This is a genomic window from Streptococcus sp. oral taxon 058 str. F0407 (assembly GCF_000235485.1).
Classification (GTDB): Bacteria; Bacillota; Bacilli; order Lactobacillales; family Streptococcaceae; genus Streptococcus.
This window is the reverse complement of record NZ_JH378890.1, coordinates 1-24,545: the sequence shown is the minus strand read 5'-3', so window position 1 is coordinate 24,545 and position 24,545 is coordinate 1. Positions and strand designations below refer to the sequence as shown.

Here is a 24,545-nt window from a genome sequence, read left to right as displayed (position 1 = left end):
TTGTGACAACAGAGAGGTGGTACTTTTGTTTCAAGGGCTTTCATGATATAATTGTAAAAAAAGACAGAACCTTTGTCAATGTATAAGTGACAAAGATGGAGAATTTCTATGACTTGGAAGATTGTGGCTGACTCGGGTTGTGATTATCGTCAACTAGCAACTCCTGCTATCGATACTGAATTTGTGAGTGTTCCTTTAACCATTCAAGTAGCTGATCAGGTCTTTATTGACGATGCCAATCTCGACATTGATCGTATGATGGAAACCATGTATGCGACTTCTGAGGCTTCAAAATCAGCTTGTCCTAGCCCTGATGATTACTTGCGTGCATTCGAAGGTGCCAAACATATTTTTGTCGTTACCATCACTGGTACTCTTTCAGGTAGCCACAACAGTGCACAGCTCGCTAAGAACATTTACCTCGAAGAACACCCTGACACTCAGATTCATGTTATCGATAGTTTATCTGCAGGTGGGGAAGTTGATTTGATTGTCGAAAAAATCAATGATTTGATTGACCAAGGATTATCTTTTGAGGAAGTTGTTGAAGCTATCACAGCCTACCAAGAAAAAACAAAATTGCTCTTTGTCCTCGCTAAAGTTGATAATTTGGTGAAAAATGGTCGTTTGAGCAAGCTTATCGGTACAGTTGTTGGCCTTCTCAACATCCGTATGGTCGGGGAAGCAAGTGAAACTGGAACTCTAGAATTGCTCCAAAAAGCTCGTGGAGCAAAAAAATCCCTTCAAGCAGCCTATGAAGAACTCATCAAAGCTGGTTATGCTGGTGGTCGTATCGTCATGGCCCATCGCAGTAATGAAAAATTCTGTCAACAGCTTTCGGAACGTTTGCGAGAAACATTCCCTCAGGCGCAAATCACCATCCTTCCAACTTCTGGACTTTGCAGCTTCTATGCGGAAGAAGGCGGTCTCTTAATTGGATATGAAATCAACTAAAATCTTTAGCAACAAGAGATGAGACTCATCTCTTGTTTTTTTGTGGTACAATATGCTTATGAAACATTTTGATACTATTGTCATTGGTGGAGGGCCTGCAGGTATGATGGCTACGATTTCCAGTAGCTTTTATGGTCAGCAAACTCTTCTCATCGAAAAAAATCGGAAACTGGGGAAAAAATTAGCTGGAACAGGTGGTGGTCGTTGCAATGTAACCAACAATGGAACTTTAGATGACCTATTAGCTGGCATCCCTGGAAATGGGCGCTTTCTTTACAGTGTCTTCTCCCAGTTTGATAACCATGATATCATTAACTTTTTTACGGATAATGGAGTCAAACTTAAGGTCGAGGACCACGGACGTGTCTTTCCTGCTACTGACAAATCTCGAACCATTATTGAAGCCTTGGAGAAGAAAATCACTGAACTTGGTGGGCAAATTGCTACTCAAACAGAAATTGTTTCGGTTAAAAAGATAGACGACCAGTTTGTCCTTAAGTCCGCAGACCAAAGCTTCACTTGTGATAAACTCATTGTCACAACAGGTGGTAAGTCTTATCCTTCGACTGGTTCGACTGGTTTTGGTCACGAGATTGCCCGTCATTTTAAGCATACCATTACTGAGCTTGAAGCTGCTGAAAGTCCATTATTGACAGATTTTCCACATAAGGCCTTACAAGGAATTTCGCTGGACGATGTGACCTTAAGTTATGGCAAGCATGTCATCACCCATGACCTGCTCTTTACCCACTTTGGTTTGTCCGGTCCTGCTGCACTACGCATGTCCAGCTTTGTCAAGGGTGGGGAGATCCTCTCGCTCGATGTTTTGCCTCAACTTTCAGTGGACGACTTAGCAACATTTCTAGAAGAAAATCGGGAAAAATCCTTGAAAAATGCTTTAAAAGCCTTGTTGCCAGAACGCTTGGCAGAATTTTTTGTTCAAGGATATCCTGAAAAAGTCAAACAGCTAACAGAAAAAGAACGGGAGCAACTGCTCCAGTCTATTAAAACCCTCAAAATTCCTGTCACTGGTAAAATGTCATTGGCTAAGTCCTTTGTCACCAAGGGCGGTGTCAGCCTTAAAGAAATCAATCCTAAAACTCTGGAAAGTAAGCTGGTACCTGGACTTCACTTTGCTGGAGAGGTACTGGATATCAATGCCCACACAGGTGGCTTTAACATCACTTCTGCCCTCTGTACCGGCTGGGTGGCAGGCTCAAATCCAATATATAAATAATTGAATGGCTAGAATACCCAATAAGAAAGGAAGTCCTTTGGAACATATTATTTTACTAAGAGGCGTTACTCCTAATGGAAAAAATGCTATCCCGAAAATGTCTTATTTGGTAAATATTTTGACAGAAGCTGGTTTTCAACACGTTCGAACTTATATTCAAAGTGGGAATATCATTCTTGAAAGTGACTTAGATTTAGAAGAAATACGAGAATGTGTTCATACTCTAATAAAGGAAAAAATTGGTGCTGACTTAAAAATGGTTATCAAGAACAAAAGTGATTTTACAAAAATTGTCCAAGAAAACCCGTTTGGAGAACACTATCTTTATGACCGTATACATGTGATTCTTTATCAGGGATTTATCCAAAGTCTGCCACTAGAAAAATTAAAAGCTGACTATGGCGAAGAAGAAATTTGTATAGGCGATTACTGTCTCTACCTCTATCTCCCTAGAACTGCAAAACAAAAAAAGCTCAACACCAACTATCTTGAAAAACTTTTTGGCGTGGATTTAACCATGCGAAAGTTAAACGTAGTGGAAAAGTTACTGACAAAATAGGAAAAACAATATGAACAGACGAGAATTAGTCGAATTTGTCAACATGTGCATGATTAAAAACGGAAACAAGGTTCTAGTTCAAGATCGAGTTAATCCCGACTGGCCCGGAATCACTTTTCCTGGTGGTCATGTAGAGCGTGGGGAATCTTTTACCGATGCAGTTATCAGAGAAGTCAAGGAAGAAACTGGACTAACCATATCCAAACCTCAACTTTGTGGTATCAAAGACTGGTACGATGACGAGGATTATCGGTATGTCGTCCTTTTTTACAAGACAGAACACTTTACTGGTGAACTCCAGTCTTCAGACGAAGGGAAAGTCTGGTGGGAGGATTTTGACAATCTATCTCATCTAAAACTTGCAACCGATGATATGTCTGATATGCTTCGTGTGTTTCTAGAAGAGGATCTCAGTGAATTCTTTTACTATAAAGACAGCGATGATTGGCTTTATGAGTTAAAATAAAAGAGCAGAAGAAAATGACCTGAGCTTCAAAAGTTAGATTTTGAAGCCCAGGTCATTTCTTAGTTCTTTTTAATCTGGTAATAAATAAGGTCCGCAATGTAGTCTTTTCTCTCCACACCATTGGTAATGGTTTTTAGATAGGACATTCCCGCTTTTTCCATCACACGACCTGAAGCTGGGTTGAGACTGGCGTAACGAGCTCTGACTTTTTGAAAACCTGCTTGAATAAAGCAAAAGTCTAACACAGCTTTTAAGGCCTCCGTCATCATACCACTGCCCCAATAGATTTTACCTAAAATATAGCCAATTTCACAACAAGAATCATCCTCATTCATCTCAACGATGCTGATATCTCCTATCACTTGCTCTGGTTTTTCTTTGAGACAAATCGCCCACTTATAATAGTTAGGATTGTCATAAGAGGCGACCCAATTGCGAATCGAGTTTCGAGTCACGTCAACATTCGGATGAGGATCCCAGGTGACATAGGTCAGATTCTCAGCAGATGAAGCCCAATTTTGAAACATGGCTTCCGCATCACTCTCCACAAATCTTCTCAAGATTAAACGGTCTGTCTGTAACGTTTGCGTACCGATTGCTTTCATGATGCGACCTCGCTTTCTATCTTTGGGAGTAGGTTTATACTTCCATTGCTCTACCTTACTCTCTATTCAAGACGAGAAGCAAAGAAAGTCCACTGGATCTTCCTCGTTCTTCTGTTTCTAAACTCAGGGTAAAAAGGTCCCCCGGACTAACTCTCACTTTTTTATTTCAAGGTGAGAGGCTAAAAACCTCCACTGGAGGTTTTTACTCCCAAAAGTCATCAAAGACGGTGATTGGTAAGTGGCGTTTGTGTTGGCCTTTATGCCACCAGTTTTCGATCCTTGCTTGAGCTTCTGGGCTGATTGTTTTGCCTTCTAGGTAGTCATCAATCTCTGCATAAGTGACTCCCAGAGCGACTTCGTCAGCCAAGCCCGGCTTGTCTTCTTCAAGGTCTGCGATGGGTACTTTTTCATAGAGGGCAGGATTCGCGCCAAGCTCTTTCAAAAGTTGTTTCCCTTGACGTTTATTGAGTCGGTAAAGAGGGAGAATATCCGCACCACCGTCACCAAACTTGGTAAAGAAACCTGTGATATTTTCCGCAGCATGATCTGTCCCAATAACAGCTCCGCTATGTGCTCCTGCTAGCGTATATTGAGCGATCATACGGCTACGAGCCTTGATATTTCCTTTGTTAAAATCCGTCATTGGACTGCCTGTAGCTTCTACCGCTAAGACCATAGCATCAACAGAGTCCTTGATATTGACTACCACACTGACATCTGGTTGGATGAAAGCAAGGGCTTTTTGAGCGTCGTCTTCATCAGCTTGGACTCCATAAGGTAGGCGAACAGCGATAAATTTGTAACTATCATCACCAGTTTCTGCTCGCATTTCTTCCATGGCTAATTGTGCCAAGCGCCCTGCCAAGGTGGAGTCTTGTCCTCCAGAAATTCCTAATACAAAACTTTTAAGGAAGGGATGTTTTTTTAGGTATTTTTTTAAGAAATCAATGGAACGACGGATTTCTTCCTGGGCGTCAATCACTGGCTTGACACCTAGTTGTTGGATAATGGTCTCTTGCAAACTCATTCTTCTTCTCCTTCACCAAGAGCTTCCTTGCGCATCTTGTCAATCAAGTCCATCTTATCTTGCCAAATATCACACGCCAAATCTACTGGATAGTGCTGTGGATTGAGTACTCGTTTATACTCATCCCAAAGCTTGTCAAATTCCTTGCGAGCATAAGCCTGAATCTCAGGCAAACTAGGCAAATCGTAAACCAATTTCCCTTCTTTGAAGATGTCCACCAAGAGAGGAACAGCATCAAAATTTCGAACAGTCTTCTTGATGTAAGTATAGGTCGGATGGAACATTTTGATTTCAGTCATGCTGGCAACATCAACACCGTCATAGGTGATGTAGTCACCTTCTGACTTGCCTTTTTCACGACTGGTAATACGCCAAACCTGTTTCTTACCTGGAGTAGATACTTTTTCAGCATTGCTTGAAAGCTTGATGGTATTGCGCAGATGACCATTTTCATCTTCAATGGCCACAATCTTATAAACTGCCCCAAGAGCTGGTTGATCATAGGCTGTAATCAACTTGGTTCCCACACCCCAGACATCAATTTTAGCGTGTTGCATTTTGAGGTTAAGGATGGTATTTTCATCGAGGTCATTGGAAGCGTAAATTTTGGCATCTGGATATCCAGCCTCGTCCAGTTGCTGACGGACTTTCTTGGAAATATAGGCAATATCCCCCGAGTCAATACGAACGCCTTTAAAATTAATCTTATCTCCCAACTCACGCGCTACCTGAATGGCAGCGGGCATACCGATTCGCAACGTGTCATAAGTATCTACTAAAAAGACACAGTCACGATGGGTTGAAGCATAGGCCTTAAAGGCCTCATAGTCGTTTCCATAAACCTGTACCAAGGCATGGGCATGAGTCCCCAAGACAGGAATATCAAAGAGTTTACCAGCACGCACGTTGCTGGTTCCATTGGCGCCACCAATCACGGCTGCGCGTGTTCCCCAGATAGCTGCATCCATTTCTTGCGCACGACGTGTCCCGAACTCCATCAAGGGTTCATCTTCAATAACCGAACGAATACGTGCCGCCTTAGTCGCTATCAAGGTTTGAAAGTTAACGATGTTTAAAAGAGCCGTTTCAACCAATTGACATTGGGCTAGAGGGCCTTCCACCTGAACAATTGGCTCATTAGCAAAAACCAAGTCCCCTTCCTGAGCGGAACGAACCGTTAATTCTAACTTGAAATTTCGTAGGTAATCCAAGAATTCTCCATGATAGCCAAGTGACTCCAAGTAGTCAATATCGCTATCTGAAAAGCGCAAGTCTTCAAGATAATTTACAATTCTTTCCAAACCAGCAAAAACTGCATAGCCGTTGTTAAACGGTTGCTGGCGGAAATAAACCTCAAAAACCGCCTTTTTATTGTGAATCCCTTGGTCAAAGTAAACTTGCATCATGTTGATCTGGTACAAGTCTGTGTGCAAAGTTAAACTATCATCTGGATACATCTGTTTTCCTTCTTCCTTGTTTATAAGCCATGAAAGCCTTTAGTCGCTTTCCCGCCATCTGATAAATTAGTACTATTATAACACATTTTAGCTGGATTGAGAAAAGAGTAACAAGCTATTCTCCACTCTCCAGTTCATCCATGTCTTGTTCAAACTTTTTTTGAGCCCATTCGCCAAAATTTCTTAAAGTAAGGTTTCCAATAAAAACCCATGGAAGATAAAGAAGATAAGTAAGGATCCAAGCAGACAAGTATTTAACGTTCAGAGGATTGTGCTGATAAATTTCTATGTTGAATTGATAATTCTGCAACATCAAGAGAGTCGTAATAGCGAGAGTTACCAGCAAACACCCTACAATCGTAAAATGAAAACGACTATAGTAGGTTACACCCAAATCTCGAGCACGGCCGAAAAAGTAAGAAGTTCCAATAATGATAATGATGAGAATCATTCTCGGATTAAAAAGACTTGGAGCTAATACTGCAATCATATAAGATAAAAACAAGAAAGCCATAGAGATATAGAAACTTTCTGCTCCTGCTTTATTCATCAGTTGTTCTTCTCTTTCGTCTAATAATTGATAATAAAAAAATCTATTTTTCATCTTCTTCCTCCCAAACTTGCTGATTTCTGCGATTCAAGTATAGGATAACTCGGTCCATAGAATAACTCCCAACGAGATAGATGATAACTGCTAGAACCACTTTTAGGGAGTACTTCCAAGTCAATAGACTGACCAGTTCCTCGCGATTTCCTATGATATCAATCAATAAAACCACTATAGAAAATCCCAAAGCAGATAAAATTCTTTCTTTTCCAGTATTCTCAACAATATCTCGAATGTCAATTCCAACATACATGCGGCGAATAATGGCATACAAACCGACTCCAATCAATAAAAGTAATTCTGGTAAATAGGACAGAAGTGTTAAATTGAAAATATAAAGTTTGGCAAAAATTTCCAGTGCCAAAAATAGGCACATTCCCAAGAGAATTTCTCCTGAAATCTTTCCATCCAATTTTTCCGTACGTTCATCTTTGATAACAAGTTTTTTTCTATTTTTCATCTTCTTCCTCCCAAAATAGTTGGTCTAATGTTTTTCCTAAGCATCTGCAAATGGACTGACAGAGCGAGAGACTAGGATTGTATTTCCCTGCTTCTATCAAGCCGATAGTCTGTCGCGTAACACCCACAGCTTCTGCCAAATCACCTTGTGTCATATCAAGCTCCACACGAGCTAGTTTTAACTTTAAATTTTTAGCCACTAGCATCCTCCTTCTATTTTTTAAAAAGTTGCGCTTCTTTTTAAAAACATTATACCATATATCTAACTTAATGCAATATATAAATGACATTTTGTAATGTTTTATTAACAAAAAAACTCTCTATCACAAAATAATAGAGAGTTCTGAGTTTAAATATAGGATTTCAAAATATCAACGACATCACTTCTTTTCTTAACCTGATAAGCCTTGATTCCCAATTTCTCAGCTACGATTGTATTGTCCTCAATATCGTCTAGAAAGACACAATTTGTAAGATTTAACTGGTATCTATCGAGAATCTCCTTAAACATTGCCAAATCAGGCTTTATAGCTTTTATATCACAGGATAGGACGAAACCATCCAAAAGCTCCTTTATGGGAGATAGTTGGTCTTCCAACAAGTCATAAAATACCTTTGAGGTATTGGACAAGACAAAAATGCGATGCCCCCTATTCTTTACTTCTGATAAAACAGGAAAGACTTCCGTATAAATATCAATGTAGCTAGGCCAGTTCCAGATAACCTCTTCGACCTTCTTTTGATAGGTCCTTCCAATCATCGACACAACCTTAAGCACTACTTCTTCTCTCGTCATGGTCCCAAGATCCAATCTTTCCCAAAGTCCCGACTGAAAAATAGCCTTATCTAACATCAGATATTCCTTCTTCGAACCCGAAACACCTTGCAAAATCTTATCCTTGTTCCATTCTAATAAGACGTTGCCCATATCTAGTATTATATCCATCAATCCACCTCCATAGTGATGTGGAAAATTCCTCTTTGCTTTATACTCTCATATTCACCTTACAAATCCTTTTGGTAATAATATCTTTTTCCTGTGTAGGGATAGTCTTTCAAGGTAAAGACTTCCTTGTAGCCATGCCTCTGATAAAAATCTGGTGCTTGGAACTGGTAAGTATTCACAAAAGCAAAACGACAGTTTCGATTCTTGGCTTCATTTTCAGCTCGTTGCAATAGTTTTGAACCGATTCCCTGTCCTCGCAATTCCTCTTTCACAAACAAATACTCGATTTCCAACCAATTTCCGAAAGTCTCTGCTACCAAGCCCGCCAAGAGATTGCCCTTTTCATCTTCGACATAAAGATTCAGTGGCTCACTTTCAGCCTCTTCTCTTTTGGAACGATTATAAGCACGAACCAAATCTCCTATTTCTTGCGCTTTATGAGAGTTCTTATTTTCCAATCTAACGTACATTCAAACCTCCTAAAAACTGATACAGCTTGATTATAATCCTATTTCAATAGACTGTCAAACTAGAAAAACTCACCAAGCAGAGTTGATGAGTTTAGGATTTATTTTCTAAATTTCCACTGGCTATAAATTCCGAAACCGATAATCCAGATGGCAGAACCAACCGCCCCCATGAAAGTAGACTCTTGCAAAAAGAGGGTTGCAAAAACAAAAACGAAAAAGAGGATCGTTAGGGGATTGAGCAAACGATACTGAGGCATGAGGTAGCCATCCGCCATGAAATCTTGTGACTTGCGGTATTTGAGATGAGCCACCATGATCAAGATATAAATCGCGATGTAAACACCTGATGAAGACGCCGTAATCAAAGCAAAGGCATCGGAAACACCTGGCAAAACATTGATAAAGGCAGCCAGAGCAATTAAGATTGCTGAAGCAATAATAGCATTTTGTGGAACATTATGGCGAGAGAGAGTATCTGCCTTGATCGCTTTTAGGAAGCGATTGGGTGAATCATGAGCAATCTGGTAGAGGTGTCGCCCTGTTGAATAGAGGGTTGAATTAAGAGCAGATGCTGCCGACGTCAAAACAACGAAGTTAATCAGAGCTGCCGCCCACTTGATACCTGCCAGCTCAAAAACCGTTACAAATGGTGAATCTGAAGAAGCAAGTTCTCTCCAGGGAATAATAGACATAATGGCTAATAGGGCTCCACCATAGAAGAAGACAATTCGGAGAGGAATCTCCTTAACTGCCTTGGGAAGAACCTCCCGAGGGTTTTTCGTTTCAGAAGTTGTCACACCGATAAATTCAATCATCAAATAGGCAAAAAATACCATTTGAAAGGCCATGACAAAGTTCATGACTCCGTTTGGAAAAAGAGAGAACTGATCGCTGATATTTACCAAACTTGCAGCCCCATGCGGCGTCTCAAATCCAGTTAAAACCATAAAGGCTCCCGTTGCAATCATAGCCAAAATAGCCACAATCTTAACCATTGCAAACCAAAACTCGACTTCTCCAAAGAGCTTAACCGCAATCAGATTGACCAAGGCCAGAATCGTTAAAAAGACAATCTGAATCAACCAACTAGGCCAGGTAGGAAACCAAAACTGAACATAATGCGAAATCGCAGTGATTTCCGCCATACCGATAAAGACAACTGACAACCAGTATGACCAAACTGAGAAATAACCCCAGCCTTTCCCCAAATGACGGGTGATAAAGTTGATAAAAGTATGTTGTTCTGGATCCTGATAGAGCATCTCTCCAACAGCCCTCATCATCAAAAACATAAAGGCTCCTGTAATCATGTAAATCAGGATGATAGAAGGTCCAGTAAGGCTGATAGAACGACCAGCACCTAGGAAAAGTCCTGTTCCGATTGTCCCAGCAATGGCCATCACCTGAACATGGCGATTGGTTAATCCACGCTCCATTTTATTTTTCTTCTTATTTTCACTCATATAGTCTCCTATTTATTCAAAAAACCAAAAAGGAGTTGAGTAAGACAAAGACCTCCACTACTCCTTTTTCATCCTATTTAGGCTGTTTTTTCAACCTTTAAGATTTTTACATCATAGCTACCAACTGGTGTCTCAATGGTCGCTGTATCACCAGTCTTTTTACCGATCAAGGCTTGTCCAATCGGGCTCTCATTTGAAACCTTACCAGCGAAAGCATCCGCACCCGCAGAACCAACGATGATGTAAACTTCTTCGTCATCTTCTCCGATTTCTTGGATCGTTACGGTCTTACCGATAGCCACTTCATCTTGGGCAACTGCATCGCTATTAACAATTTCAGCATAGCGGATTTTAGTTTCCAAGCTTGAAATTTGTCCTTCAACAAAAGCTTGCTCATCTTTCGCCGCTTCGTACTCACTGTTTTCTGAAAGGTCTCCATATGAACGTGCGATTTTAATACGTTCTACCACTTCCGGACGACGAACAAGTTTCAACTCTTCTAATTCTTTTTCAAGTTTTTCCTTTTCTTCAAGGGTCATTGGGTAAGTTTTTTCTGCCATTTTTCTCAACTTTCTTTTCTTAATTTGTTTTTAAAACAAAATTATGTGGAAAACCACATAATTTTAGTTTGAACTACTTGATTGTGTTAATTTGCTATTGATGTGTTCTGCAACGTTTTGATCATGTTCTTCTTTTGTTGTCGCAAAGTATACTTTACCATCTTCAACATTGGCTACAAAGTACAAGTAGTCACTCTTTGTTTGATTTACACTTGCTTCAATAGCATCTAAACTTGGACTATCAACTGGTCCAGGCATGAGGCCAAGATGTGTATAAACATTGTAAGGTGAATCAATTGTTGTATCAATTCCAGCATCATCCGCTAAGCTAATCTTTTGACCAAGCTTACCTTGGGCATACAGGATAGCGATATTGCTCTGAAGTGGCATACCGAGGTTTAAGCGGTTATAGAATACACCTGCGATCTTCTTGCGGTCTTCCGTCTTAGCCCCTTCTTTTTCGACAATTGAGGCAATGCTGAGCAATTCATTGACAGTCAGATTCTTTTCTTTGATCGTAGCGTAATATGGTGACATAGCCTTATCCATAGCAGCCACCATCTCATCAATTAAACTTTCAACAGTTGTGCTATCTTTAATCGTGTAGGTTGCTGGGAAAAGGTAGCCTTCAAGACGATAACGAACGCCACTGTCTTTTGTTGGAAGACTTCCAAGTAGGTTTGGATACTTGGCTACTAATTGTGAGATAAAGGTCTCATCCTGAGCTTTTGCCAAGAAGGCTTCCGCTGTAAGAGGTTCTTTAAATTCCCCTTGAAGTTGTCCTACTGTTTGAGCGATTTGCTCTAGTGTATAGCCTTCTGGAATTGTCAAACTTGCGAGAACAGGCGCCTGAGCCTCAGGTGTTCCACCTTTTTGCAATTCTTGAATCAACTCATCCGTACTCATACTCTTCTTCAAGTTGTAATAACCTGATTTCAAGTTGGCATGACTATAGTATTTAGCATAAAGGCTAAAGATAAGTCCATGTTTTACCAAACCAGATTTTTCCAAAGTGCTCCCAATTTCTTGAATATTTGAACCTTCTGGAATTTGAACCGTTACGTAGTCCTTAGAACTCGCATCAACTGGTTTCAAGGATTCTTGAACGTATCCATAACCAAAGAATCCACCAATGCCTACGAGCACTAGGAGAACTAGGAAAGTTAGCAAGCAACCTTTGGCTTTTGATTTCTTCTTTTTCTTAGCTGGTTTTACTCCTTCACGACGACTACGACTTGGAGCATCTGTTAGGTTATCAACTTTCTCAACTGGAGCAGGGACTACATTCTCCACAACAGGAGGGACTGATTCTTCTTTTTTGTCATCCATTTTATAGGAAACAGCCACTTTAGTCGGAGTAGTATTAAACTCTTTCTCTTCCTTTTTAGGCTCTACAGCATCAATCTTGGCTGGTGCGGGCTCTTCTAGTTTTGACTCTTCTGGTTCTGGTACTGTCACTTCGCTTGATTCAAAACTTGGGCGTGGTGGCACACTTGGGGCATTTTTAAGGATTTCATCCACAGTTGACAGAGAATCTGCCATTAAATCTTCTGTGGCAAGATTGGATTCTTGTTCAGAAGGGGCAGGTGGAGTTACTTGAGAAGATGGAGTTGGTGGGGTAGTTGGACTTTCATCCTCTTTTCCTCTTCTTTCTCTCTCTCTGACTCTCTCTAAATCGCGTAAAATCTGTTCTTTAAAGCTTAATGTTTCTTCTTCTCTTGATTTCTCGCTCAAAAGCTTTACCTCCTTGTTGGCAATCCATAACATTATATCTTAAAAGTCGCAGAAAAGCAACAAAATATACCTTTCTCCAACTATATTTCTTGTTTTCAAGGCTTCCAAACCATGTTATACCAGGTCTCACCTGCATAGGTAGATTGGGATAGTCCTTCATTGACAAAACCATGTTTCTCATAATATGAGATAAGATAATCATGACAAGTCAGGTTAATGCCTTCTCGTTCATGTTCTAAAGCGACTTCTTTCAGAGTCTTTAATAGTTTTTTCCCCACTCCCAAAGCTTGCGCTTCCTTAGCTATGGAGAGACAGGTCACAGAAATATAACCTCCAGGTTGATGGCTATAGTCTTTTATTTCTTCTGTAAAGGACTGATCATGTAGATGGCGGTGTGGGACGACTGGACCTTCGATGTACCCAAGGATACGTCCCTCCCTTTCAGCTACAAGAAAACTGGTCTGAATTTCACGTAAGTGCGCCTCAAAGACCGATCGAGGAATCGCTTCCTCAAGAGAAAAATTTTCTATCTCTATCTCTAAGATTCGATCTAAATCCGAAAATCTTGCTTGTCTGATTTTCATATTTCCTCCTGATAAAAAGGATTAGCCCAAGTCAGATACCAACAAGAACCACTGCCATAATGGCTCTCTGTCACTTCTTCCTCAACAAAGCCATTCATTTCAAAATATGATAGTAAATCATCAGGACTTTGCAAAAGAATACCTTGGTAATCTAGCTCGACAGTCACCTGTTTCAAGGCTGCAAGAAGAAGAGTTCCCAGTCCTTGTCCCCAATGATTCGGATGAATAGTCAATGATTTTATTTCTATCCATTTGGGATGAATAGACTGAGCTTCTCCTAAAACATAGCCCAGAAGCTGATTTTCATCCCCAGCTACAAGAAAGGTACCCGCAGTCTTGCGGATACTCTCTTCTAAGGATTGGCGGCTAAGTGCCTCTTCTAACGAAAGAGTGGCTTCTTCAATCGCCAACACTTCTTCTAAATCTGATAAAGTAGCTTGCCTTATAGTGATTGGAATTTCCATCTGTTTTCCTTATTGGACGTTGCTTGTCAAGTTAGACAAAAGACGTTCAAATGAATATTCATAGGTTTGGATGTCTCCTGCACCCATAAAGACGTAAACAGCATTGTCATGGTCTAGGAGTGGAGATACATTCTCAACAGTGATAACTTGGTGTTTCTTGTTGATTTTATTGGCTAAGTCTTCTACTTTGACATCACCATGGTCCACTTCACGAGCTGATCCATAGATTTGCGCTAGGTAAACGGCGTCTGCCTGATTCAAAGCGTGGGCAAATTCGTCCAACAAGGCGATGGTTCTAGTAAAGGTATGAGGTTGGAAGATTGCTACGATTTCCTTGCTTGGGTATTTTTGACGAGCCGCATCCAAGGTTGCAATGATTTCTGTTGGATGGTGGGCAAAGTCATCAATAATCACTGTATCATTGACAATTTTCTCAGTGAAACGACGCTTAACACCTGCAAAAGTTTTCAAGTGTTCACGGACCAAGTTCAAATCAAATCCAGCTGTGTAAAGAAGACCAATAACAGCTGTCGCATTCATGATATTGTGACGACCAAAAGTTGGAATGTGGAATTGACCCAATTCTTGTCCACGGAAGTGAACTGTAAAGGTTGATCCAGTCGTAGAACGAAGGAGATCACTAGCTACAAAGTCATTGCCCTCAGCTTCAAACCCATAGTAATAGATTGGCGCATTGGCTGTGATCTTACGCAACTCAGCATCCTCACCGTATACAAACAAACCTTTGGTAATTTGTTTGGCATAGTCGTTAAAGGCATTGAAAACGTCCTCTAGACTTGTAAAGTAGTCTGGATGGTCAAAGTCAATGTTGGTGATGATAGAGTATTCTGGGTGGTAAGGCATGAAATGGCGCTCATATTCGTCAGATTCAAAGACAAAATATTTGGCATTAGCTGAACCACGACCTGTCCCGTCACCAATCAAGAAGCTGGTGTCTGTGATGTGAGACAAGACGTGTGACAGCATACCTGTTGTTGAAGTTTTTCCATGAGCTCCTGCCACTCCCATGCTGACAAAGTCGCGCATAAAGCTACCTAGGAATTCATGGTAACGTTTGTAGCTGATACCATTTTGATCTGCATAGGCGATTTCAATGTTGTTATCTGGACGGAAGGCATTTCCAGCGATAATCTCCACATCACCTTGTAGGTTCTTTTCATCAAAAGGAAGAATCGCAATCCCTGCCTGCTCTAGTCCACGTTGAGTAAAGTAATATTTTTCAACGTCTGAACCTTGAACCTTGTGTCCCATTTGGTGCAACATCAAGGCTAGGGCACTCATCCCTGATCCCTTGATTCCAATAAAATGATATGTTTTTGACATGCTTTTCTCCCCTACTCAGTAATTCTTGTCAGATTCAACTCTTGGGCAACCTGACGTTCCTGTTCTGTTTGCTTATTCTTTTTATTATAGATTTGACTCTTCTTTAGAAAATCATAGTTGTTCTTTTTATTTTTTCCCATTTGGGTTTTAGGAGTTGGATTCGCCACTTGGCCAACCTCCTCAGCTAAGATATAGTGGGACTGGCTCAAGTTTTTACTAAATTTGGCAAACTCACCAGGATTTTCCTTTTGAAATGGTGCTGTTGGTTGGTTTCCTTGACGAACAAGTGTTGAACCATTGTGTCGTCTGGTATGACTAACATCCTGAGTCAAATACTTGGCTGAACGTTTCTTCTTCAAATCCGCACGCGCCTCTTCTCGAGCCAATTCAGCATACGTTTTTTCAACTTTTTTAGGTTCTGGAGCTGATTCTGGCTTTTTGCTAACCACTGGAGAAACTACGGTTTCTTCCTCATTGATAGGAGACCATTCCAAATAGTTCTTATCGCGGTAATCACCTTTGATATTGCTAATAAAGTCTGACTCATCGTACAAGTCCATGACTGGCATTTCGGTCAGCATGATCTCATCATCTGACACCAATGGAAATCGATCTTGTTTCATTTTGTATTTCCTTTCAACACTTCATTATAGCGTATTGTTTTGATTTTTCAAGTGCTGGCTTCAGAAATTCCCAAAATTTCACGAATTTCTGCCAGACTGAGACTCGCACGCGACTCCGTACCATCTAAAACTTGGGAAACCAAATGTTTCTTTTGTTCTTGAAGTTCTTGGATTTTCTCTTCAATGGTCCCCTTGGTAATCAAACGATAGACCTCGACCATCTGCTCCTGCCCCATTCGGTGGGCTCTTCCGATAGCCTGTGCTTCGACAGCGGGATTCCACCAAAGGTCAACCAAAATAACCGTATCAGCTCCCGTTAGATTAAGACCAACACCACCCGCTTTAAGGGAGATGAGAAAGGCATCTCTCTCCCCTTGGTTAAAGGCCTTGGTCATCTCCTGTCTGTCATGAGCAGGAGTTGAACCTGTGATTTTGAAGGAGTTCAAGCCTAAGTCTGGAAGTTCTTGCTCGATTTTTTCCAACATTCCTTTGAACTGGGAGAAAATCAAGACACGATGCCCACCATCAGCCACTTGTAGCAATAAATCTCGGAGGCTATCCAATTTACCACTAGCTCCTTGGTAATCCTCCATGAAGAGAGCTGGCGTATCGCAGATTTGACGCAAACGCATGAGGCCAGATAAGATTTCTACCCGACTTCTCTGGAATTCTTGATCTGTCACTTGCGCTAGGCGGTCTCGCATCTGTTGCAACTGGGCTAGATAGATGGCCTTCTGCTGGTCTTCCAGTTCGTTTTTATAGACGACTTCAATCAAATCAGGCAGTTCTGTTAGAACTTCTTCTTTCTTACGTCTCATGACAAAGGGCTTGATAAACTGTGCCACCTGCTCAGCTGGTAATTTCATAAACTCTATCTTGTTCGGTAAGAGCCCAGGTAGCACAATTTGAAAGATAGACCACAACTCTCCTAGATGGTTTTCTATGGGCGTACCTGACAAGGCAAAGACTGCTGGCACCACAAACTGGCGCAAACTCTGGGCAATCTTGGTATGAGCATTTTTCATGACCTGAGCCTCATCTAAAAAGAGAAAATCAAAGGACATCTCTTGATAGAGGTCACTGTCTTGACGAAAGCTCGCATAGCTAGTCACATAGATTTGATGATTTTGAGAAAGAACCACTTCTCGATTCGCTTTCAAACCATGAACAACAGCCAAATCCAACTGCGGTGCAAATCTTCTGAATTCATCTGCCCAGTTGTAGATCAAACCTGACGGCGCCAAAATCAAGACACGACTATCTTCTGTAACCTGACTTGTCAAAAAAGCAATGGTCTGCAGTGTTTTACCCAGTCCCATATCGTCTGCCAAGATGCCTCCAAAACCGTAATGATGGAGCATCTGGAGCCAACGCACACCCTTTTCTTGATAGTCTCTCAAACTCGCTTGAACCTGTACCTCTCCTAAAGGAAAGTCCTCTGGATGGGTCAAATCATGGGCCAAATGCTGAAATTCCTCCGAAAATGCTATCCGATCGCGACCTTCAAAAAGTTGAGAAAGACTATAAGCTAAAGATTTCCTAGCTTGGAAAGAACCATCTTTTAGTTCAACACCCAGTTCCTGCAAATTCTGACGAATCTGCTTGGTTTCCTCATCAAAAAAGAATACTTGATCAGAAGAACTGATATAGAAATCCTGATTGCTGGTTAAGGCTTTAAGAGCTTGATCAATCTCTTCTTGGCCAATCCCTTGGAAGTCAAACTGAATTTCCAGCAGTCCTCCCTTGGACTCAATCTGAACCTGAGGAGTTTGGACGCTGTAGAGTTGATTTATCTCATCAGATAAAGAGACCTGACCCAACTTCTCAAAAGCAGGAATCGTATGGTGAAAGAAAGAGTAAACTGCCTCAGGCTTCAAAGCCTGTCTCCAAGATTGAAAATCAGCCTCAAAACCAGCCCCTAAACTAACTTGAAATATCTGGCTTTCTACGGCAGCATCACTAGCGAAAGGTAATTCTTCCAGCTGTTGATGACTAGTCACCTTAATATCTCCATAATCAAACTCGATATCCAAACGGATACGACCATCCTCCTCCTTGTCAAAGTAAAAAATCGGTGAGAAGGGTCTGATTTGCAAGCGCTCAGGAGCAGAAACTGTGCCCAGCTGCCCAAACAAAGGAAGACAGGAAGCCAATCGATCCCGATCGCCAGTATCAAACTGAAGGCATTTTCTCCCTTTTGTTTCCTGAGGAAGTTCATTGATTTCTTTTAAAAGACTGATCTGTTTCGAATTTAAGAGATAAACATTGCCCTTACGAAAGAGAACCGCTCCTCCATAGAATACATTGACCCGCTCACTTTCAGAAATCTCCATCTCAAAATAATCTGCGTACTCCTGCACGTAAAAAGAGAAAAGGTCTGCATCAGGATCTAAATCATGAAAGAGGAGATTCTCATAGCTATCAAACTGGTGGTCAAAATGAAAATCTTCCAAGTTCATCAATAACCCCACCCCCTGCTCAAAAAAGGTCAGAGGAAAAAAGAGGTGACGACCTTGATTTGGGAAAAAGAGTTCCTGACTGAGCCCCTCCTCAATCAACCCCCGTAAAAAAGTAAGAACTTCTTGACTCGATTCGTCAAAAACCTCCCAAGACAAGTTATTCTCATAGTGTTTCCCAATCATGTATGATTTGCTTTGGGCCAAGACCTTTAAAAAGAGTGGAATATCACGGATGACGTAATATTTTTGACTCTCAAGCAAACCGATTCGCAGAGTCCAAAGGAGGCGATTGGTTCCAGCTTCCACCTGGCCTAGAGCCGACAAATTGTAAGTCTCTTCTCGTTGTTGAGGTTGAACACGCTCCAAAAAACTTCCACCAAAACTAACCTTGGTTTCAACTTCTTCTTGCTCTTCATGTCCTTTTTCTAAGGTTTGTAAAATCACCTGACCTTCTTCATCATTTTTCAGATAATGCTCGAGCGCTGCTAGGTGAATACAGTAACCTCTTTTTTGGAAAAAATCGCAAACACAAAAAACCAGATCATCCTCTAAACTGTAGCGCAAGTCTTCTCCCGCCACACGAGTATAGAGGCGATTCCCTTTTTCCTTGATAATCTCAATATTGCCTGTTTCATAGAGTGTAACCCCCTCCATGCGCAACTTTCCCGGAATCAATTTAGCCATAGTTACCCCTTTATCTTATCTTTTCATTATACCACATTTTCCCCTACGAAAATAGCCTTCTAGGAAGACTTTTCTCCTAGAAGGCTCGATTTTTAAAGTGTAGCAAAAGTGGTCACGATGCGTTGACAAACCTCTTCCAGCACTGACTTCGGCATAGCCACATTGAGGCGGGCATGAAGGGATCCCTCCTCCCCAAAGTCCAAACCTCGGTTCAAGATAACCTTGGCTTCATTCTTCAAAAGATCTTGCAAGCGGTCATCCGTTAGGTCATAGGCTGAAAAATCAAGCCAAATCAAGTAGGTACCTTGCGGTTTCATGACCTTAATCTTGGTTTCGTTGCCCAAAACATCCACTACATAGTTAATGTGGTCCTCGATGACTTCTTTTAGTTCTCCTAACCAGTCCTTGCCATAACGGTAGGCAGCTTCTGTCGTCAAATACCCCAAGCCTGAGATTTCATGTTGGTTATTGGCCAACTGGCGTTTTTGGAAAGCCACACGAAGCTTTGGATTTTCAATAACTGCATAGGAATTCTTGGTCCCAGCAATATTAAAGGTCTTAGTGGCACTGCTCAAGATAAGGGCGAAGTCTTTAAAGTCTGGATCAATGGTATTAAAAGACTGGTGTTTGTGACCAAAGAGAGCCAAATCTTGGTGAATCTCATCTGAAACCAACAAAACACCATGTTTTTGGCAGAGATGGCCAATCTTTTCTAACACTTCCTTTTCCCAAACACGTCCACCAGGATTGTGGGGATTGCAAAGGATATAAAGCTTCACATCCTCTTCTACCAAATCCTTCTCCAACTGGTCAAAGTCAATCTCAAACAGCCCATCCTTTTCCACCAAAGAATTGGTAATCAATCGGCGATTGTTCAGTTTGACACTGCGGGCAAAAGGTGGATAGACCGGTGTGTTAATCAGGACAGCCTCTCCTTCTTTTGTAAAGGCTTGAATGGCTGTTGAAATAGCTGGTACCACTCCCTCGATAAATACGAGGGCATCCTTGTCAAAGTGATACCCATGTTGACTGGCTTCCCAGTCCTGAACCGATTCAATCAAAGCGTCGCTTGCATAAGTATAACCATAGACCAACTGATCTGCGTAGGCTTGTACAGCTTGTCGAACTTCAGGTAAGACTACAAAGTCCATATCCGCTATCCAGGCTGGTAGAACTTCTCGATCAGCTTCTGCCTCTTTCCATTTATAGGTATGATGCCCAAAACGATTGGGCAGGCTTGTAAAATCATATTTCCCCATGTCTGTCTTATCCTTCCAAAGCTTGTCGCAAATCCGCAATCAAATCTCTAGCATCCTCAATCCCAATAGACAAGCGCAGGAGGTCATCTGTTAAGCCATAAGAATGGCGCACTTCTGCTGGAATATCCGCATGGGTCTGCGTCGTTGGATAAGTAATGAGACTTTCTACCCCACCCAAACTTTCTGCAAAAGAGAATACCTTCAAGCTGTTTAGAATATGAGGAATTCGTTTTTCATCCACTACTTTAAAGGAAATCATTCCCCCACGACCAGTATAGAGCACTTCCTTAACTGCTGGAGAATCCTTCAAAAAGGCAACCACTTCTTGGGCATTGGCTGTAGAACGCTCCATACGCAGAGACAAGGTCTTAAGACCACGAATCAACTGATAACTATCAAACGGTGACAAGACTGCACCAGTCGTATTCAGATTATAGAACAGTTGTTCATATAGTTCTAAACTATTAGTCACAACTACTCCAGCTAAGACATCATTGTGCCCTGCTAGGTATTTGGTAGCCGAATGAAGGACAATATCCGCACCGTCTTCAATCGGTCGTTGGTAAATCGGGCTGTAGAAGGTATTGTCTACGACTACTTTAGCACCCTTAGCATGAGCTAGTTTTGCTAGTTTTGCAATATCAAATTCCAACATCAAAGGATTGGTTGGCGTTTCGATGTAGAGAACATCCACATCATTTTCCAGCTCAGCAATCAACTCTGCTTCCGTATTGGCATAGGTAAAATGGAAACGGCCTTCTTGCTCCACTTGGTTGAACCATCGGAAAGACCCCCCATAAAGATCTCGCACAGCCAAGACTTTACTTCCTACTGGAAAAACACTAAAAGCCAGTACAATCGCAGCCATACCTGAGCTCGTCGCTAGGGCATAGTCTGCTGATTCGATTGCCGCCAAGACTTCCTCCGCCTTACTGCGAGTTGGGTTTTTAGTACGGGTATAGTCAAATCCAGTAGACTGACCGAACTCTGGATGCTGATAAGTTGTTGAAAAATGTAGTGGCGTCACCAAGGCACCTGTCGTCTTATCTGACTTGATACCCGCCTGGGCCAAAATTGTGTTGATGTGTCGTTCTTTGCTCATACAATACCTCCAAATCTATAGTAACTATTGTACCACTTATTTTCGCCAACTCATTTTCTTCTTTTCAAGAGCTAGTTATAGTTTCAAACTATACAAAAACGATAGTTCCTTGAGAAACTATCGTTTTTCCTGTTGAATAGACTGGTTATTTAACGTGTTTTGCCAGTTCTTCTTGGGCTTTTTTATTTGATTCTTCTTTTTCTTTCAGCCATTTTTCTTTAGCTTTTTCATACTCATCAGCCGTTACAGTCTTATCTTGTAACTTGAGGTACTTGTATGATTCCACACCCTTATTTCCTGCTTGTGAGAATGGTGCTGAGAATGGAACTGTCTTTCTCAAGCTAGGTGTTCCACCAAGGGAAACGTTTGGAATTGCAAGGGCGCTATCAACGAGCCAAGCTTGAATTTCTGCATATTTTTCATAACGTTTCGCTGGATCTTGCTCCTTGTTAGCTTCTTCTAACATTTGAGTGTAAGTATCCAGACCAACTGCCTTAGCCTTGTCATTGACCTCACCTGGTTCTAGACCAAGGTTTTGCAACATACCGCCGTTATTGACATTTAGGATATCTAGATAGCTTGATGGATCCAAGTAGTCAGCACTCCAACCGCCATTATAGATATCAAAGTCTTTTTGAGCTGCCGTTTGAGCGAGGTAGCTAGAATTATCGAAGTCATCTGTTGATAATTGTTGGATATCAATAACCACATTCTCAGCTCCTAGAACAGATTCGATGGATTGTTTTAAAGAACTTGCTTCAAGTACACCTTTTTTAGCTGATTGGTCAACTGATACATCCAAGTGAATTGGGAATTGCACACCCTTAGCTTCCAATTCTTTCTTAGCTTCTGCAAATTTAGCTTTAGCCTTGTCAGGATTGTAGTATGGATCTTGCGCGTCTGCAAAGTTGATTCCTTGCCATTCTTGACCATAGTTGACCATCTTTTCTGAGACAACATCGCCAAAGTCTTTTCCGTTGATACTTACAAATGTAGGAGGTACCACTAGGTTACGAATAATCTTCGTTGCTCCATCTTCCCCTTGAGATTGAGCTCCATAGGCTGTACGGTTATAAGCATAGTTGAAGGCTTGACGGAAGTTTTTATTCAGAACTGCTTCTTGTGTTGATTTCTTTTCGATATCTGAGGACTTAGAAGTGAAGTTATAAGATTTTCTGTCCAAGTTGAAGTTCAAGTAATAAGAAGTTGCGGTTTGCATACTATAGATGATGTTATCCTTGTTCTTCTCTTTAATTCCTTCAAAGCTTGAGCTATTTGGATAGAGACGCGCGTAGCTGTAGACTCCTTCTACAAAGTTACGAGCTAGGGCATCTTGGTCACTACCATCATAGTAGGTCAATTTCACATCGTCCACAAAGACATTTTTAGCATCCCAGTAGTTCGGATTTTTCTTGTATTCGATAACAGATTTTGAAACAAAGGACTTCATCAAGAAAGGTCCATTGTACAAAATGCTAGAAGGGTCTACCTTACCAAAATCATCCCCTTTTGATTTCAAGAAATCCGCATTGACAGGGAAGAGAATAGTTGAAGTTGTTTTAGAGTTCCAATAAGATTCTGGACGTGTCAAAGTGTACTGAACTGTTTGGTCATCAATCGCCTTCACACCGACAGTTGAAAAGTCTGTTGTTTTACCGTTGATATAGTCATCCAAACCTGCTACAGAGTCTTGAACCAAGTACAAGGCTTCAGATTTTTTATCTGCCGCATATTTCAAACCTGTCACAAAGTCTTGAGCAGTTACAGGTGCGTATTCTTCACCTTCGTATGTATACCACTTGGCATCTTTACGAAGTTTGTAGGTATAAGTCAAACCGTCCTTGGAAACGGTCCAATCCTCTGCCAAAGATGGAACATAGTTACCATATTGGTCATTTTCCATCAGGCCATCAACCAAATTGGTAACAATATCATTGGTTGTTGCACGGTTCTCTGCTAGATAGTTCAAACTAGATGGATCACTAGAATAGACATAGTTATATGTTTTAGATGAACTTGCTGAGTTCCCACATGCGCTCAATAGGATACCTGCGCTTAACACGACACCTGCCAGTGTCAGATACTTGGCCTTAGACTTTTTCATTTCCAGAACCTCCTGTTTTAGATATTTGCCTTATTATACAGCTTTAGTTTTATTTAGTCAAGCAATTCCTGTCACAAAAGGTCGAAATTATATTATTTTCTCTACAAATTTTAGATTTTTATCTATTTCGTTAGGTATATGCAATGAGTAGTGTAATATTTTTACCTCTTATTCCTAAGTGCTTTAAAAGCTGTCTTGTAATTCGGATATTCTCTTTGATAGTGATTAATAACCAGTAAGACATCATTAAGTTCTTTAGAACATTTAGAGTGATAATTCTCGTTACTTTGAATGTTAGAAAAAAGAGAACCAATCTGATTCTCTCTCATGCTTAATTAGATGTCACTCTCCACAGTTGACAAAGAGCCAAAAACCCCAGATAGCCTTGAGCTATCCGGGGTTCTTGTTTTCATCGCTAAAATGATATCAACAATTTCATTTTAGTCGATTTTTGGGACTTAGTCTTCTAAATCCATTTCAGAAGCTGCTGATTTCTTCTTCTTGCCAAGAAGAGAGGCAGTTGCCAAGGCAGCTACTCCTAATCCAAGACCAGCAAATTGGTTACTTGCAGTTCCTGTATTTGGAAGTTTTCTACCGTTTGAACGTCCTGGTCCAGCAGGTTGTTGGGCAGGAGCTTGTGAGTGGTTCAATGCACTTGAGATTGAAGCACTGTCAGACAAGCTAGCTGAGGTACTTGCGCTATCGCTCAAGCTTGTGCTTGTTGAAACTGATTCACTTGTGCTGATTGAAGCACTTACGCTGTTGCTCAAGCTTACTGAAGTACTTGCTGAAGTTGAGGCATCACCTGAGTCATTGCTTGTGCTTGTTGAACCTGAACCGCTACCTGAGTTGTTGCTTGCACTGATTGAAGCGGCAGCTGATTGGCTAGCTGATACAGATGCTGAAGTGCTTTGACTTGCAGATACTGATGCGCTAGCTGATTGACTAGCTGAGTCATTGCTTGTGCTTGTTGAACCTGAACCACTACCTGAGTTGTTGCTTGCACTGATTGAGGCAGAAATGCTGTCACTCAAGCTTGCGCTTGTTGAGACTGACTCACTTGCGCTGATTGAAGTAGAAGTACTATCGCTCAATGATACACTTACTGACTTGCTGAGTGAAACTGACTCACTTGCACTTACAGATTCAAGGTAGCTAGGAAGGTTAAACTCTGGTTTAGACTGGCTTTCTGGTTCACCCTTACTATAGCTGAATGAGTTAGATTGTTGTGACGCACTTGTACTCAAGCTGCTTGAAACGCTATTGCTCAAGCTTACTGAAGTACTTGTTGAAACTGAAGTACTACTTGAGTTGTTGCTTGCTGATTCAGATGCACTGATTGAGGCTGATACGCTGTTGCTCAAGCTTGTGCTTGCTG

Annotated in this window: 24 protein-coding genes; 4 read left to right on the top strand and 20 right to left on the bottom strand. The window is 41.2% G+C overall.

Annotation, left to right across the window (positions count from 1 at the left end; translation table 11 throughout):
* Positions 1-108 precede the first annotated feature (108 nt).
* From HMPREF9184_RS08630 to HMPREF9184_RS08615, 4 genes are read left to right on the top strand one after another with little or no spacing between them, the layout of a single operon-like run.
* On the top strand, positions 109-954 hold the full coding sequence (locus tag HMPREF9184_RS08630; protein ID WP_000219954.1) for a DegV family protein: 846 nt from the start codon (positions 109-111) through the stop codon (positions 952-954).
* A gap of 58 nt (positions 955-1,012) precedes the next feature.
* A complete protein-coding gene (locus tag HMPREF9184_RS08625; RefSeq protein WP_033586072.1) occupies positions 1,013-2,191 on the top strand; it encodes an NAD(P)/FAD-dependent oxidoreductase in 1,179 nt (392 codons plus the stop codon).
* Positions 2,192-2,228: 37 nt separating this feature from the next.
* Positions 2,229-2,750 carry a DUF1697 domain-containing protein gene (locus tag HMPREF9184_RS08620; protein ID WP_033586065.1) on the top strand — a complete coding sequence of 174 codons (522 nt, stop codon included), beginning with the start codon at positions 2,229-2,231 and terminating at the stop codon, positions 2,748-2,750.
* 10 nt (positions 2,751-2,760) lie between these two features.
* Positions 2,761-3,216 carry an 8-oxo-dGTP diphosphatase gene (locus HMPREF9184_RS08615; RefSeq protein WP_001081766.1) on the top strand — a complete coding sequence of 152 codons (456 nt, stop codon included), beginning with the start codon at positions 2,761-2,763 and terminating at the stop codon, positions 3,214-3,216.
* A 59-nt stretch (positions 3,217-3,275) separates the two neighbouring features.
* Here the strand turns inward: HMPREF9184_RS08615 and HMPREF9184_RS08610 are convergent, their stop codons facing one another.
* The 20 genes from HMPREF9184_RS08610 to HMPREF9184_RS08515 form a co-directional block, all read right to left on the bottom strand.
* A complete protein-coding gene (locus HMPREF9184_RS08610; RefSeq protein ID WP_000643828.1) occupies positions 3,276-3,821 on the bottom strand; it encodes a GNAT family N-acetyltransferase in 546 nt (181 codons plus the stop codon).
* A gap of 202 nt (positions 3,822-4,023) precedes the next feature.
* Positions 4,024-4,848: an ammonia-dependent NAD(+) synthetase gene (gene nadE, locus HMPREF9184_RS08605; RefSeq protein ID WP_000058053.1), complete on the bottom strand. Its 825-nt coding sequence runs from the start codon at positions 4,846-4,848 to the stop codon at positions 4,024-4,026.
* The gene (locus HMPREF9184_RS08600) at positions 4,845-6,305 is read right to left on the bottom strand and encodes a nicotinate phosphoribosyltransferase (protein ID WP_000283143.1); all 1,461 of its coding nucleotides are present in this window, start codon (positions 6,303-6,305) and stop codon (positions 4,845-4,847) included. Before HMPREF9184_RS08600 ends, nadE begins: the two co-directional genes overlap by 4 nt.
* Before the next feature lie 115 nt (positions 6,306-6,420).
* Positions 6,421-6,909, bottom strand: coding sequence for a DUF6773 family protein (locus tag HMPREF9184_RS08595; protein WP_000797160.1), 489 nt, complete (start codon positions 6,907-6,909; stop codon positions 6,421-6,423).
* Entirely contained in the window at positions 6,899-7,372 is a 474-nt protein-coding gene (locus HMPREF9184_RS08590; RefSeq protein WP_000797303.1) for a DUF6773 family protein, read from the bottom strand. The genes HMPREF9184_RS08595 and HMPREF9184_RS08590 overlap by 11 nt, the downstream gene beginning before the upstream one ends.
* Positions 7,362-7,571, bottom strand: coding sequence for a helix-turn-helix transcriptional regulator (locus HMPREF9184_RS08585; protein WP_001107501.1), 210 nt, complete (start codon positions 7,569-7,571; stop codon positions 7,362-7,364). Before HMPREF9184_RS08585 ends, HMPREF9184_RS08590 begins: the two co-directional genes overlap by 11 nt.
* Positions 7,572-7,720: 149 nt before the next feature.
* Positions 7,721-8,317 (bottom strand): HAD family hydrolase, encoded by a 597-nt coding sequence (locus tag HMPREF9184_RS08580; RefSeq protein WP_000351394.1) that lies wholly within the window; start codon positions 8,315-8,317, stop codon positions 7,721-7,723.
* 59 nt (positions 8,318-8,376) lie between these two features.
* Positions 8,377-8,787: a GNAT family N-acetyltransferase gene (locus HMPREF9184_RS08575; RefSeq protein WP_000289491.1), complete on the bottom strand. Its 411-nt coding sequence runs from the start codon at positions 8,785-8,787 to the stop codon at positions 8,377-8,379.
* Between the two features lie 98 nt (positions 8,788-8,885).
* The gene (locus tag HMPREF9184_RS08570; protein ID WP_001293568.1) at positions 8,886-10,250 is read right to left on the bottom strand and encodes an amino acid permease; all 1,365 of its coding nucleotides are present in this window, start codon (positions 10,248-10,250) and stop codon (positions 8,886-8,888) included.
* 77 nt (positions 10,251-10,327) lie between these two features.
* On the bottom strand, positions 10,328-10,810 hold the full coding sequence (gene greA / locus HMPREF9184_RS08565) for a transcription elongation factor GreA (RefSeq protein WP_000818755.1): 483 nt from the start codon (positions 10,808-10,810) through the stop codon (positions 10,328-10,330).
* Between the two features lie 63 nt (positions 10,811-10,873).
* Positions 10,874-12,577 (bottom strand): endolytic transglycosylase MltG, encoded by a 1,704-nt coding sequence (mltG, locus tag HMPREF9184_RS08560; protein WP_009444396.1) that lies wholly within the window; start codon positions 12,575-12,577, stop codon positions 10,874-10,876.
* A 62-nt stretch (positions 12,578-12,639) separates the two neighbouring features.
* The gene (locus HMPREF9184_RS08555) at positions 12,640-13,128 is read right to left on the bottom strand and encodes a GNAT family N-acetyltransferase (RefSeq protein ID WP_000702426.1); all 489 of its coding nucleotides are present in this window, start codon (positions 13,126-13,128) and stop codon (positions 12,640-12,642) included.
* Positions 13,125-13,592 carry a GNAT family N-acetyltransferase gene (locus HMPREF9184_RS08550; protein WP_000405318.1) on the bottom strand — a complete coding sequence of 156 codons (468 nt, stop codon included), beginning with the start codon at positions 13,590-13,592 and terminating at the stop codon, positions 13,125-13,127. Before HMPREF9184_RS08550 ends, HMPREF9184_RS08555 begins: the two co-directional genes overlap by 4 nt.
* 9 nt (positions 13,593-13,601) lie before the next feature.
* A complete protein-coding gene (gene murC, locus HMPREF9184_RS08545) occupies positions 13,602-14,936 on the bottom strand; it encodes a UDP-N-acetylmuramate--L-alanine ligase (RefSeq protein WP_000048074.1) in 1,335 nt (444 codons plus the stop codon).
* An 11-nt stretch (positions 14,937-14,947) separates the two neighbouring features.
* Positions 14,948-15,559, bottom strand: coding sequence for a hypothetical protein (locus HMPREF9184_RS08540; RefSeq protein WP_000806739.1), 612 nt, complete (start codon positions 15,557-15,559; stop codon positions 14,948-14,950).
* 47 nt (positions 15,560-15,606) lie between these two features.
* Positions 15,607-18,702 carry a DEAD/DEAH box helicase gene (locus HMPREF9184_RS08535; RefSeq protein ID WP_001096267.1) on the bottom strand — a complete coding sequence of 1,032 codons (3,096 nt, stop codon included), beginning with the start codon at positions 18,700-18,702 and terminating at the stop codon, positions 15,607-15,609.
* Between the two features lie 92 nt (positions 18,703-18,794).
* Entirely contained in the window at positions 18,795-19,961 is a 1,167-nt protein-coding gene (locus HMPREF9184_RS08530; RefSeq protein ID WP_000521332.1) for a MalY/PatB family protein, read from the bottom strand.
* A gap of 7 nt (positions 19,962-19,968) precedes the next feature.
* Positions 19,969-21,063: a cystathionine gamma-synthase gene (locus HMPREF9184_RS08525; RefSeq protein ID WP_000032485.1), complete on the bottom strand. Its 1,095-nt coding sequence runs from the start codon at positions 21,061-21,063 to the stop codon at positions 19,969-19,971.
* Positions 21,064-21,208: 145 nt separating this feature from the next.
* Complete coding sequence (locus HMPREF9184_RS08520; protein WP_000748532.1) at positions 21,209-23,167, bottom strand: peptide ABC transporter substrate-binding protein; 1,959 nt, start codon at positions 23,165-23,167, stop codon at positions 21,209-21,211.
* 458 nt (positions 23,168-23,625) lie between these two features.
* Positions 23,626-24,545: LPXTG cell wall anchor domain-containing protein (locus tag HMPREF9184_RS08515; protein ID WP_000851937.1), on the bottom strand; the 920-nt coding region annotated here is incomplete at its 5' end.